This window comes from Shewanella hanedai, from assembly GCF_007197645.1.
In the GTDB taxonomy this organism is placed as follows: Bacteria; Pseudomonadota; Gammaproteobacteria; order Enterobacterales; family Shewanellaceae; genus Shewanella; species Shewanella hanedai.
Genome location: NZ_VKGK01000028.1, coordinates 17,787 through 30,979, shown reverse-complemented (window position 1 = coordinate 30,979; position 13,193 = coordinate 17,787). Strand labels below are relative to the sequence as shown.

Genomic DNA, 13,193 nt, shown 5'->3' with positions numbered 1-13,193 from the left:
TTGAACATGACAAAAATAAAAACAAAATACGCTGTCAGTAGAGTACAAGAACCGTTACTCGCAAGCCAAGATATCTATGAACAACTGGACCGCCCTCAAACGGGTTTCGTGCTGTTTTATTGCTCTGTCGTTTATCCTCTTGACGCGCTTGCCAGTGCAATGAATACGCTATTTATCAATATTGAACTCGCTGGATGTACCACCGCTGGCGAGCTCACTAGCGAAAGCTATGAGCAGCATTCTATTGTGGCAACTTGGTTCTCACCTGATTTTTTTGCCATTAGCACTGAGCTCATTAATTCCATTGAAACCTTCGATCTGATCAGCGCACAGACAAAAGTGAATCAGTTAATTGAAAAGTGCAGCGATAAAGCATTAACCCCAATAGAAAACAACACGTTTCTATTAACGCTCATCGATGGTTTATCGACCAAAGAGGAGCAATTTCTCAGCATTTTAAACTCAGCGGCAAACGGTATCCCCCACTTTGGTGGTTCAGCCGGTGATGATATTAATCTGGCCTATACCCATGTCTACCACCAAGGCCAGTTTTATCAACAAGCCGCAATAACCATTATGGTAAACACACTCTGCCAGTTTGAAGTGTTTAATTGTGACCATATTAAGTCTTCAATCGAAAAGCTGGTGGTCACACAAGCCGATGCACAAAGCCGCACAGTCTATGAACTCAATTCAGAACCCGCCGCGCTCGAATATGCCCGATTTTTAGGTTTAGATATTGACGATCTGAATCCCAAAGTATTTTCGCTTCACCCATTGGCGGTCAAAATTGGCGAGAACTACTATATTCGATCAATTCAGAAGGTGAACAAACACGATTTTAGCCTCACCTTCTGCTGCGCTATAGACACTGGTATCGTGCTCAGTGCCGTTGAGATGAACGATATCATTGAATCTCTGTCTGCCAAGCTGGCCAAGCTTGAACAAAAGCTAAAAAAGCCTGAATTGGTGCTCGCGTGCGATTGTTTTTTAAGGCGGCTGGAGATTGAGCAAAAAAATCTAATTGAAGAGATTAAAGCTTTGCAGCAAGAGTATCGGATTTTCGGCTTTAATACCTATGGTGAACACATCAACGGTATGCACCTGAATCAAACCTTCACCGGAGTATACATTTCTGGAGAGCTCAATGAGTGAACAAGCATTAATTGATGAGATCACAGAGCTTAAACTTCAGAACAGCAAGTTAGCAAAAATCAATCAAGTCCTAATGAAGCGAGTTGAAGAAGGGGGTGGTAATCAAAATGAGCCCTATGCTGCCTTTGAGCACTCTGTGCATCTCGCTGAGCAAGTCAAAGAGAAAACCCAAGCGTTAAATGAAACCTTAGCGCAACTTGAAAGAAGTAACCGAGCCTTAAAGCTAGCCAATGAACAAGCCAATATTTTCAGGCAGCGTTTTATCGATGCAATAGAGAGTATCTCAGATGCATTCGTGCTACTCGATAGTGATGGACGGATTATTCTGCAAAACAGTCATTTCGTGAATTTTTGGAAAAAATCAGGCCTGCGGGTCGAAGAAGGTATCAACCTAAACGACTTTAAAGATTTAGCAAAAACGCGTGGGGTTATCTCTCAAGCTTATCCAGGCGATGCTGACAATAGTCCAGTGTATAAACTCTCTGATAATCGCTGGTTCCAGCTCAATGAAAGACGCACCCGTGAAGGCGGCTGGGTTATGCTCTATACGGACATCACTGCTTTGAAGGTCGCGGAGAGTGAGCGTTATGAAAAAGCCATGGCGCAAAAATCCAAATTACTCCAAAATCTGGTCGATAACCTCTCCCAAGGGGTCATATTGATCAGTAGCCATGATCAAGTCGAAGTGTGGAACAAACGCTTTGTAGAGATGAGTAAGCTCTCTCCCCACATGTTGCGCTCAATGCCCTACTTCTCCAATCTGAAAAATTCTACCGAACTTGATCTTGAGCCTAAATCCAATAATGAAGATGATTACTATGTGCAAAGCCTCTCAAATGGAACGGTACTTGAGATCAGAGATCATCGTTTAAACAACGGTAAACTCATCAAGACATTTACCGACATCACCACCCGTCATCGCTACGCTGAATCTTTAAAGAAAAGTGAAAGCTGGTTAAGGCTTATCACTGACAACGTACCAGCAATGATCGCCTATGTCGGCTCAGATCTGAAATTCCAATTTACCAACCAAGTCTATGTGGATTGGTATGGCTGGGCAAAGGGGGAACTCTACGGACTTGAGCTTGAGCAAAGTCGAATCAATGGTGATTTTATTCAACTTCAACCCTTTGTGGATCGTGCGTTAAAAGGTGAGAGTGTTAGCTTTGAAATTGAAGAGTTAAACAGTTCTGGAGCACCCGCCCACCTTCTGAAATCCTACGTCCCTAATCGCGACTCAACTGGCACAGTACTCGGGTTTTTCGTACTGGTTCGTGATATTACCTTAAGAAGAAACAATGCATTGGCACTGCAAAAAGCCCATGATCTGTTAGATATTCGAGTCAAAGAGCGAACCTCACAACTGCAAAGTCTGAACGATATACTTCAGGTGGAAGTTGAGGAACGTCGTCTAGCGGAATCCAATTTAACCGCTGCGATTAATGAAGCAGAAATGGCGAACATATCGAAAACAAAGTTTCTTGCCGCTGTGAGTCACGACCTATTACAACCGCTTAATGCCGCTCAACTGTTTACCAGCTCGTTATCAGAGCAGCTCTCACACAAAAGCGCATCTTCATTATTAGGGTCAATATCCAGTTCATTGGATGATCTGGAGAACCTCATCAGTACCTTAGTTGATATCTCTAAGCTAGATGCTGGTGTGGTTAAGGCAGATAAAAGCACCTTTAATCTGGGGGAATTACTCACTAACCTCGCCAATGAATATCAGCAAATCACTGAACAGTTTGATGTTGAACTGCACCATGTCCCATTAAATGCCATTGTGCATACCGACAGTGTGTTATTGGCTCGTATTTTACGAAACTTTCTATCCAATGCCTTTAGATACACAGATAAAGGCAAAGTTTTACTGGGTTGTCGACGTCAAGGTGATTCAATTTCGATTCAGGTTTGGGACAATGGCGCAGGTATTGCTAAAGATCAAATTAAAGAGATATTTAAAGAGTTTAAGCGACTTAAGTCATCCCAAAAAGCCTTTAGTAACGGTTTAGGGTTAGGCCTAGCCATCGTTGATAAGCTCTCTAAGGTATTAGCCCACCCTATTGAAGTTAATTCGATAGAGGGCAAAGGCTCAGTGTTTTCGGTCAGCGTGCCGCTGGGGAAGATTGACAAGATGCAACAGAGGAACGACAACCTGAGTCGTGCTTTGGCCAATACTGACTTGGCTAATCGTAATGTGTGGTTAATCGATAACGATGCCAGCATCTGTCTTGCGATGTCGCAGCTCCTGAACGGTTGGCAATGCCATGTCACCACGGCAACGAGCCTTGAAGCCTTGGTGAGAAAGGTGGATATCAAAACAGAACAAGCTGATATTCTCATCGTTGATTATCACTTAGATGATGACATAAACGGACTTGATGTCGCTATTGAGATAAATGAAAGCCGTGATATCGCACTTCCCATATTGATGATCACAGCCAATTACAGCGAAGAGTTAAAATCGAAGGCTAAACAGAGAGGGATTTTACTGCTCAATAAGCCAGTTAAACCAATGAAACTAAAAACCTCCATGTTGTACTTATTAAAGTAAATACGACATGGAGGTTTGTTAAGACGTTAACGGTTTCTGTTAGCGTTTTAAATATTGGTTAAAGTCGATATCGCTGCAACCTACCACTGCTTGAACTCGATTCGACACCCCAAGTTTCTTCAATATAGAAGAGACATGAGATTTCACCGTCGTTTCAGATACATTCAAGTTATAGGCTATCTGCTTGTTAGCCTCACCTTTCGTCATGCATTTCAACACCATCAATTGACGACGAGTTAATGATGAGAGCATCTCAGGTAGCAGTTGATACTCTTTTTTCGAGTTAGGGCTAGATTGGTTTCGAATAATGTCAGCGGGTAGGTAAATGTTGCCCTCAAACACAGTCGCAATCGCTTCTGCAATTGTCTCTTTAGAAGAGGATTTTGCGATAAATCCCACTGCACCATACGCGATAGTCTGTAGGATCACTTGTTTCTTATTTTCCGCAGACACCACCACAACGGGTGTGGTCGGACACTCATTACTTAAATCAAGCAAGCCATTCAGCCCAGACATACCCGGCATATTAAGATCGAGTAAAATAAGGTCAATATCGTCATGGCTTTTTGCGAATTCTAAAGTGGATGCGATATCTTCTGTTTCATAAGTTGTGCTGTCGGGAAATTTACTCCCAAAAATGTGCACAATGGCATCTCGAAATAGTGGATGATCATCTGCGATCAAGACCTTGTACATGACACTGCCTCTCTATTATTTTTGCTATATCACAACTTATCCTACTGAGCGCTTAATACAATAGCAAAGCTTCATCCATTAGTAGTAGGAAGCGGCCTATTTAGTGCTGTGTACCAGCCTAAACTCTAAGTGAAATCATGAATGGAAAGCCTTGATGGCTCTCCATTTAAAGATCATTCAAGATTAGAAAGTGAATACTGCACCGATAGATATGGTGTTATTCTCTTCACCAACCAAAGAGTTAGATACGTCAGCTTTAGTCTGATTGTATTCAGCCACCGCAGTCAGTCCAGGTCGTATTGTTCTAAAATAGGCAATACCAGCATTTGAATGAGTTGCATCTAAAATGCTGTTGGTGTTTTCAACATTGGTTTCACCATAAGTCAGTACAAATCGGTTACTGTCTAATGTATATGCCGCTTGTACTAAGTAGCCATCTGTTTTTATCGAATCATCGCCCACTAGATGATCAAGTCCAGCGATGTGCCCTAACCCTTTTGTTTGAAAACCAGAGGCCGTTAACGAGAATCCCGAAAATTTCACATTCGCGCCGTAGCCGACACCAGATTGATTTTGTTTCTTATCCTCAATTTCACTTGATTGGACCGCCCCGCTTACCCAAGCTTTAAGGCCAAGGTTATCAAGATCTGTTGTGTAAACCAATTCAGCCTCAGCCCTTGGTAACTCTTCTGAAGAGTTCTTGGCAATTTTATTCGGATCCATTAATCCAACCGCCAGTTTAAATCCGTTGAGATCAGGTGAGCGATAAGTGATTTGAGATTTAGGAAATGGATAAGTATAACCGGTACTGATGTTACCAAACGACACGTTACCACCATCAACAAGACCGAAAAAGTCCGACGTCTGTCCAAAGCCCAATAGCAGCTCATCGCCTAAGATATTCGCGCGGTTAAGCAAACCAAAATCCTTACCGACCAGCAACTCCCCCCAGTCACCACTGACGGTACCGTAAAATTGACGAATATCGATCAATGACCCAGTACCCAAATCATCAGGGGTGGCGTCACGGTGATTATCTGCATCACTGATTGATACCCAGAATGATGAACGCATGCCTATCTTCATATCTGAAAGCTGGTTAGCAAAATTAAATCCGATATTGTTCGGCAAAAAACCCGTTCTGACACGAGACTGATCCCGATCAGATTTAACCCCTGCCGCGTCAGTCTTCTCTATCGAGCTATTTGCATAGAAGGCGTTCACGAGCCCATCAGCGCTAAAAGACATGCCATCATTTTCATATATTTCTAGCGCGGCATTTGCATTAAACGCCGTCATGCAGATAGCGACGCTCATCACACTCAATTTAACTTGTGTATTCATCTTCTCACACCTTATTCTTCATTATTAGTGCAGCTATCATTGGGTAATTTAGCAATGACTAACATTGTCCAATTGCTCGAAATTATTCATATTTAGTCGCAATCGAAAGGCGTAACGCTAAAGGAGGATAATATCGATAAAGGGATGAGTATCGAGGAGGATAACCAAAGGATGTAGGTATAAATAAGGACATAAAAAATGACCACTTAAGGTCATTTTTCAGTGCTAATCGAGCTCATTACGACTGCTCAGGCTCTTTTTTGATGTATCCCATAGCAAACCTAAGCAGCCACCATGCAAAGAAGAGAAAAAAAGGTACAGCGATCCCTTTTAAAATCAATTTATTAAATTGGAAACCATAGGCGTTAAACGCATTTAAAATATACTCCAATAAGCCCATTAAATAATACGCCATGGCGGTAACAGAGACTCCTTCAACCATCTGTTGTAACCTTAATTGCACCTTTCCCCGCTGATTGATTGCATGTAATAGCTGTTGGTTTTGTTGCTCAATACTCAAATCGACTCGTGTTCTAAGTAAACTGCTCGCTCTGGCTATTCGATGGGTAAGATCGTCTAATCGTTGACTCAGGGCCTGACACGTCCTAATTCCAGGCGTTAACCGCCGAGTCACAAACTCATTGATCCTTTCCAGACCAACAAGATCTTGCTCGTTAAGTTGCGCTAACCGTGAACAAACAAGGTCGTAATAGGCATTTGTGGCACTAAAACGATAGCTAATATCAGCAATGAGCTGCTCTGTTTGGCCTGCTAAATTTGAAAGTTTATCGAGCATCTCACTGTCATCATGCAGTGATAAATGCGCCATTTTTTTGTTAACTAATACCAATTCATGCTCCATCTCCGATACTTTCGGCGACAGTTCTCGAGCTATAGGTAAACTCAGCAGTGCTAGCATCTGATAGGTTTCTATCTCTAGCGTTCGTTGAATAAGCCTTCCCGCTTGATAAGAGTTAAGCTGTTCACTGTGAATAATCGCTCGGCTAAAGCCATCACTGTGCAGTCTAAAGGAGGAATACACACGGGCACGCCCGTCAGCGACTAGGCTTCCAATCACCTGTTGCCCCTCAAATCCCTGATAGATATTCTGTTCAGAAAGCGCATCGCAAGTGAATACCAGATTAATGGCGCAGATAAGCTCCCCAACCAAATCATCAAACCATTGTTGAGGAACTCTCTCAATACTATAACCATCGAACAGTTGCTGCCCCTGTCCTTTACGGATGAAACTGTATGTAGAGAACTCAAGATGTTTCTCCCAGCGCAGTTCAAACCCACCAAAATCTTCAAAGAAACAGCTGGCTTCAATGCAGGGAGGATTAACGCCATACCGATGACAAAGTGAACTAAGATGTTGATACTCTTTTTGTCGATCTTCTAAATTAACCCGAATAGCCACATGACTGACAGACGTTGGATTACTCACTTTAGGCGAGGGTCGATTATGCAGCTCCAAAGAGAGTGCTTGGCGTAATGAGGAAACTGGAATGGATCTTTGATCAACCAATACTGGAGGCTCATTCATCAATATTTGATCAAGTTTATTACTCGACTTTACTTCAGCTTGTTCCACGTCACTCTCCAATTTATCTTCTTACGCTTATGCGCAGTGAATTGTCTTAGGCTAGTGTATTCGGGCTTAAACTCTGCTTCTTTCCTTCTTTAGTTAGGCTTTTCTCATTCTTTACGGCACTGCTGAGGTAAGTTGAATTAAAAATAGAGAAGCGTTATTAGTCACATTGAGCAAATCAAGATGAGAGATATTCGAGGGGGAAACCGCACAGACTGATACTGTGCGGCAATCTAGCATGATGATACTAACCCATTAAGCTGGGGAAAAGTCCTTTAAAGCCCGCTGCAATCACTTCGATACCAATCGAGAGCATCAACAAGCCCATTAAACGTGTGATCACGTTGATACCCGTTTTACCCAATATTTTAAATATCACTGGCGCCATTCTAAACAAGGCAAAACTGACTAAGCCAAATAAGATCACGGTAATAGACATGCCGATATGGTTAATCAAGGTGTTATTTTCTGCTGCCGAGACGATCACAGAACTGATCGCACCAGGGCCTGCCATTAAAGGCAAAGCTAATGGTACAACCGCTACAGACTCCATCCCTGACGCTTCTCTGTCTTCCTCTTGGTTACGCTTTACTTCACCTAGCTTACCCTGCAGCATTGACATGGCAATCATGGCGATCAAAGAGCCGCCAGCAATACGGAAAGCGGACAATGAGATACTGAACATATTCAAAATATGCTGCCCAGCAAATATCGTCACGAGCAGGATCACTACCACCGCAAAGTTAGCCACTTTTCCGGTTTGATTTCGTTCAGCTAACGTCTGATGACTGGTTAAGCTGACAAAAACCGGCAACAGTCCAACCGGATTAATAATGGCCACTAATCCCAGAAAAAATTTAACATACAGTGTTAAATCCAAGTCCCTATCCTCAAAATAATACGCTAAGCAGCCTCTAAAAGACGTTAATGCTCTTATCACTGCACAAGCCGCTACTTTACCCCATGATTGCTCATGGTAAAAATGAGATTTTTTACTCTATTTCACAGTTTCGGATAAATTATTTTAATCTGTACACAAATCATCTCGACAAGCTCGATTTAGAGCAATAAAGGAGTCACTTGGAACAATGTTTTCTGTCAGTTCACATCTAAGCCCAATCAATAATCAATAGGCCAAATTAAGTATCTAAATGTATCAACCAAACTAACGATTGCTCACTCAATATGCAAACAAGACGTTAACATCGTTATTTAATTACATTTACAGGTAAAATTGTGCTTGAGATCACGGTCAAAGACGCTATTTGTGTGTAATTTTACCTCATGGAGAATGTTTAACTAAATACAATTTAGCTAAATTTTTTTCAAGGAATTCATTATGACTGTTACAAACGAACATGAATTAAACCTTCTTGTACAACGCGTTGCTGATGCTCAGGCAGAATTTGCTAACTTCAGTCAAGAACAGGTTGATAAGATTTTCAGAGCCGCGGCATTAGCAGCAGCCGATGCGCGAATTTCGTTAGCGAAGATGGCCGCCAATGAAACTGGTATGGGCGTGATTGAAGATAAAGTTATCAAGAATCACTTCGCCTCTGAGTATATTTACAACAAGTATAAAGATGAAAAAACCTGTGGAGTTTTAAGCGAAGATCACACCTTCGGCACTATTACTATCGCTGAGCCAGTGGGTATCATCTGCGGCATCGTCCCCACCACCAATCCAACATCCACCGCCATCTTTAAAGCACTTATCAGTCTTAAAACCCGTAACGGCATTATCTTCTCTCCACATCCAAGAGCCAAAGAATCAACAACAACCGCAGCCAGAATAGTATTGGATGCAGCAGTTGAAGCTGGCGCCCCTAAAGACATCATTGGATGGATAGACCAACCAAGTGTTGCACTATCAAACCAGTTAATGACTCACGAAAAAATTAACCTGATTTTGGCTACTGGTGGCCCTGGCATGGTTAAAGCCGCCTACTCTTCAGGTAAACCTGCTATCGGGGTTGGTGCTGGTAACACACCGATAGTTGTTGATGAAACCGCCGATATTAAACGTGCTGTCAGCTCTATTCTAATGTCAAAGACATTCGATAACGGCGTAGTCTGTGCCTCAGAGCAAGCGGTTATTGTCGTTGATGAAATTTACGACACAGTTAAAGAGCGTTTTGCAAGCCACGGCGGTTATATCTTGAATAAAGATGAAACTGCAGCCATGCAAGGCGTGATCTTAAAAAATGGTGGATTAAACGCAGATATCGTTGGACAGAGTGCTGTAAAAATTGCAGAGATGGCCGGTATCACTGTACCTAAATGGACTAAAGTCTTGATTGGTGAAGCAGAAGATATTTCAGATGCAGAAGCCTTCGCCCATGAAAAACTGTCACCACTATTAGCCATGTACCGAGCCACTGATTTTGAAGATGCCCTTGATAAGGCTGAAGCCTTAGTCACACTTGGCGGTATCGGTCACACATCAGGTTTGTACACAGATCAAGATACCCAAACTGAACGTGTCATGGCCTTTGGTTTCCGCATGAAGACAGCACGAATTCTGATTAATACCCCAGCTTCACAAGGTGGCATTGGCGATCTGTACAACTTCAAGCTCGCACCATCATTGACCTTAGGTTGTGGTTCATGGGGCGGAAATTCCATCTCAGAAAACGTAGGACCTAGTCACCTTATTAATAAGAAAATGGTCGCTAAGAGGGCTGAAAACATGTTGTGGCACAAACTTCCTTCATCTATCTATTTCCGTCGCGGCAGCTTGCCTATTGCACTAGAGGAGCTCAGTGATAAAAAACGTGCGCTTATTGTGACAGATAAATACCTGTTCAATAACGGCTATTGTGATGAAACACTCAAGATCCTTAAAGCTCAGGGCTTAGAAACTGAAGTGTTTTATGAAGTAGAAGCCGATCCGACTTTAGCGATTGTGCAGCAAGGTGCAAAAGTGGCACATAGCTTTCAACCTGATGTGATCATCGCCCTAGGTGGTGGTTCACCAATGGATGCTGCAAAGATTATTTGGGTACTTTACGAACATCCTGATGTTGATTTTGCTGATTTGGCACTGCGTTTTATGGATATTCGTAAGCGTATCTACAAATTTCCTAAATTGGGTATTAAAGCTCAGATGGTGGCGATTCCAACAACTTCAGGAACAGGATCAGAAGTGACTCCATTTGCAGTCGTCACCGATGAGAAAACCGGTAAGAAGTACCCGATTGCGGATTATCAACTTACCCCAAACATCGCCATTGTCGATCCTAACTTGGTCATGGATATGCCGAAGTCACTTACTGCCTTTGGGGGTATTGATGCAGTGACTCACGCATTAGAAGCCTATGTCAGTGTCATGGCCAATGAGTTCAGTGACGGTCAAGCACTCCAAGCGTTAGACTTACTGTTTAAACACCTGCCAGACGCATATAACTTTGGCGCTGCCGCGCCTGTTGCAAGAGAGAAAGTCCACAACGGTGCGACTATCGCTGGTATCGCTTTTGCTAATGCCTTCTTAGGTATTTGTCACTCAATGGCGCACAAACTGGGTGCTGAGTTCCATCTAGCACACGGTCTAGCTAATGCCCTGTTAATTGATAATGTTATCCGCTTTAATGCCACAGACATGCCAACTAAACAGGCTGCATTCAGCCAATATGATCGACCTAAGGCACTGTGTCGCTACGCAAAAATTGCTGAACATTTACACTTGGCAGGAAATACTGATGAAGAAAAAGTCGAATCATTACTTGAAGCAATCGCACAACTCAAGGCGACGATTGGCATTCCTGCTTCAATCCAAGAAGCTGGCGTCAACGAAGCCGACTTCCTCGCTAAACTCGACGAGTTAGCCGAAGATGCCTTTGACGATCAGTGTACTGGAGCCAATCCTAGATACCCTCTTATAGCAGAACTAAAACAGGTTCTACTGGATAGTTTCTACGGCAATAAATACAGCGACAAGTAGGTAGGAAAACGACTGCTTAGCTAGTTAAACAACACCGCCGCGCTGTCATGACAGAGCGGCGGTTTTTATTTCTATTACAAAAATGGTCTACAACATCAATCCTGATTCAAATTAAGCGCTTTCTGTTTTGCTTTCGTTAGGCCAAGTGACACTAAACGATATGATTCGGTAAGGTAATACCGCAGTTCCTCATCTTTTTCTTGAGTAGAATTAAATTGCTGTATCCATTTCATCCCGCGATTAGCAAAATAAGGAGCAGGTTTATAGCCGTCTACCTCACTTAAAAAACCAAAATTTACCTCTGAGGTTTTAAACGTAAACGCGGGCTGTTTGTCTTCTGCCCAGCCACCAATGGCAAACACTTTACCACCGACTTTCCATACATGTGAATTGCCCCACTGCACAACATACGTCGTGGCAGGTAATGAACCACAAAACTGATTAAATTCATTGTAATTCATGACCTTTCACCTTTGCTCATCATTGTCTCTATACTAACTATTCATTACCCACAACATATCTCGTTTACTAGGACTACTCAACTGTCAGTTTTTTTGCGTGTATATCGACTAAATACCTTGGTTCTGAAAGTATTTAATGTCGGGCGCACAGGCAAGAAATACTGCTAGTTCACCCAACACCCCATTATTTTCAATATGATTGATGTAGGCTTTATGTTGTTCAATACAAAGCCATTCTTCCTCAAGAAGCATTTCTCCCCCCTCTTCATCAAAATATACATTCACACTTATGCAGCCATCAAAACCTCTAACATTAGGTAAATTCTTTTCTAAAAAAGGCAATAGTGCTTCATGCCCATCAGGCTTAACTTGGCAATTAAGGGTAACTCTTGTGTTCATTTTTATCTCCATTGATTGGTTCACATTTGATATTTAATCACTAGAGGAAAAACAAACTACTCATAACCCCATAAAAGTATCGTTTTTCAATCAATTGTTTTTTTAAACTGCTTCGGAGTCACTTGATACTTATCTTTAAAGGACTTGATAAAATGAGAAGTATTTTCATAGCCCAAGTCAGCCGCCACATGGGTTACAGTCAATTCAGTATCTCTCAACAATTCATTCGCACGAGTTAATCTTTTGTTTTGCAACCATTTTTTAGGTGTTGTTTCATACACGACTTTGAAGTCACGAGTGAATGTTGAAACACTTCTCCCTGATAAATGTGCTAACTCATCGACAGTCAATTTGAATATATCGCTATTATTGAGTAATCGAGTAAGGTTTCGTTTTGGTGAACTAGAAACTTGTTTTGAGTGAAGCACGGCTTGAAAAATACCTCGGTCGTATACATAAAGCAGATGCAGAAGTTCAAGTAATTTAATTCTAATAAGCTCTGGTGACTGACTACCTTGCTTATTTAATAATTGAATTGTGTTGAAATACATTTTTATTAAGCTACCACAATCTATTTTTAGTAGTTCATCTTTATCAGTTTCATTAATATATTTAATTCTCACGGAGCTCACAAAATCAGTAATGATGTCATCAGCAAAGAAAACTAAATAGGCTTTTAAGTTATCCGTCGATTTAACATAATCAGAATGGAGATTAATACCTTGAGGTAAGAAAATGGCAGTTTGTTCAACGAGTACGTAAGTTTTATTATCCGGGGTAACAATCGTTTCTTGCCCGCTTTCAATATAAATAACACATGGAATATTGGTGTAGAACTCAACATCAACTAAATCATGTGCTAGGTCTTTATAAAAAATACCAGAGTTTCCGTGATGAAATAACACGTTAATATCACTCATCGCATAAAGGGACTGGGGAATGACTAATATCTTGTTTTGACTGTATTGAGCAACCGTTTCCATTTTTTACCTAAACATTGTTGGGAGGATTAAAAGCATTTGATGCCGAACTAAGTAAACCTAGGCAAGC

10 protein-coding genes are annotated in these 13,193 nt (G+C 41.8%); 3 read left to right on the top strand and 7 right to left on the bottom strand.

Translation table 11 applies throughout. The annotated features are described in order from the left end of the window. Positions 1 to 6: 6 nt before the first annotated feature. Positions 7 to 1,155, top strand: coding sequence for a nitric oxide-sensing protein NosP (gene nosP / locus FN961_RS19240; RefSeq protein ID WP_144041801.1), 1,149 nt, complete (start codon positions 7 to 9; stop codon positions 1,153 to 1,155). Further along, positions 1,148 to 3,712 (top strand): PAS domain-containing hybrid sensor histidine kinase/response regulator, encoded by a 2,565-nt coding sequence (locus tag FN961_RS19235; RefSeq protein WP_144041800.1) that lies wholly within the window; start codon positions 1,148 to 1,150, stop codon positions 3,710 to 3,712. Before nosP ends, FN961_RS19235 begins: the two co-directional genes overlap by 8 nt. 39 nt (positions 3,713 to 3,751) lie before the next feature. Here FN961_RS19235 and FN961_RS19230 read toward each other — a convergent pair whose 3' ends face one another. The 4 genes from FN961_RS19230 to FN961_RS19215 form a co-directional block, all read right to left on the bottom strand. After that, the gene (locus FN961_RS19230) at positions 3,752 to 4,408 is read right to left on the bottom strand and encodes a response regulator (protein WP_144041799.1); all 657 of its coding nucleotides are present in this window, start codon (positions 4,406 to 4,408) and stop codon (positions 3,752 to 3,754) included. A 183-nt stretch (positions 4,409 to 4,591) separates the two neighbouring features. Continuing rightward, positions 4,592 to 5,752: a porin gene (locus FN961_RS19225; protein WP_185972843.1), complete on the bottom strand. Its 1,161-nt coding sequence runs from the start codon at positions 5,750 to 5,752 to the stop codon at positions 4,592 to 4,594. 238 nt (positions 5,753 to 5,990) lie between these two features. After that, positions 5,991 to 7,346 (bottom strand): DUF3422 family protein, encoded by a 1,356-nt coding sequence (locus tag FN961_RS19220; protein WP_229814745.1) that lies wholly within the window; start codon positions 7,344 to 7,346, stop codon positions 5,991 to 5,993. 244 nt (positions 7,347 to 7,590) lie between these two features. Next, entirely contained in the window at positions 7,591 to 8,223 is a 633-nt protein-coding gene (locus tag FN961_RS19215) for a YchE family NAAT transporter (protein WP_144041798.1), read from the bottom strand. A 459-nt stretch (positions 8,224 to 8,682) separates the two neighbouring features. Between FN961_RS19215 and adhE the strand changes: the two genes are divergently transcribed. After that, positions 8,683 to 11,283, top strand: coding sequence for a bifunctional acetaldehyde-CoA/alcohol dehydrogenase (gene adhE, locus FN961_RS19210; protein ID WP_144041797.1), 2,601 nt, complete (start codon positions 8,683 to 8,685; stop codon positions 11,281 to 11,283). A gap of 95 nt (positions 11,284 to 11,378) precedes the next feature. On the opposite strand, the gene FN961_RS19205 is transcribed toward adhE, so the two are convergent. The 3 genes from FN961_RS19205 to FN961_RS19195 form a co-directional block, all read right to left on the bottom strand. After that, positions 11,379 to 11,744, bottom strand: a complete 366-nt coding sequence (locus FN961_RS19205; protein ID WP_144041796.1) for an MmcQ/YjbR family DNA-binding protein — start codon at positions 11,742 to 11,744, stop codon at positions 11,379 to 11,381. Between the two features lie 108 nt (positions 11,745 to 11,852). Further along, on the bottom strand, positions 11,853 to 12,143 hold the full coding sequence (locus FN961_RS19200) for an antibiotic biosynthesis monooxygenase (protein ID WP_144041795.1): 291 nt from the start codon (positions 12,141 to 12,143) through the stop codon (positions 11,853 to 11,855). An 86-nt stretch (positions 12,144 to 12,229) separates the two neighbouring features. Beyond that, complete coding sequence (locus FN961_RS19195; protein ID WP_144041794.1) at positions 12,230 to 13,126, bottom strand: helix-turn-helix domain-containing protein; 897 nt, start codon at positions 13,124 to 13,126, stop codon at positions 12,230 to 12,232. Between the last annotated feature and the right edge of the window lie 67 nt (positions 13,127 to 13,193).

Excerpts from the sequence above, each read along its gene's own strand:
- nosP (WP_144041801.1), top strand. The coding sequence starts at position 7 with ATGACAAAAATAAAAACAAAATACGCTGTCAGTAGAGTACAAGAACCG.
- FN961_RS19235 (WP_144041800.1), top strand. The coding sequence starts at position 1,148 with ATGAGTGAACAAGCATTAATTGATGAGATCACAGAGCTTAAACTTCAG.
- FN961_RS19230 (WP_144041799.1), bottom strand. The coding sequence starts at position 4,408 with ATGTACAAGGTCTTGATCGCAGATGATCATCCACTATTTCGAGATGCC.
- FN961_RS19225 (WP_185972843.1), bottom strand. The coding sequence starts at position 5,752 with ATGAATACACAAGTTAAATTGAGTGTGATGAGCGTCGCTATCTGCATG.
- adhE (WP_144041797.1), top strand. The coding sequence starts at position 8,683 with ATGACTGTTACAAACGAACATGAATTAAACCTTCTTGTACAACGCGTT.
- FN961_RS19205 (WP_144041796.1), bottom strand. The coding sequence starts at position 11,744 with ATGAATTACAATGAATTTAATCAGTTTTGTGGTTCATTACCTGCCACG.
- FN961_RS19200 (WP_144041795.1), bottom strand. The coding sequence starts at position 12,143 with ATGAACACAAGAGTTACCCTTAATTGCCAAGTTAAGCCTGATGGGCAT.
- FN961_RS19195 (WP_144041794.1), bottom strand. The coding sequence starts at position 13,126 with ATGGAAACGGTTGCTCAATACAGTCAAAACAAGATATTAGTCATTCCC.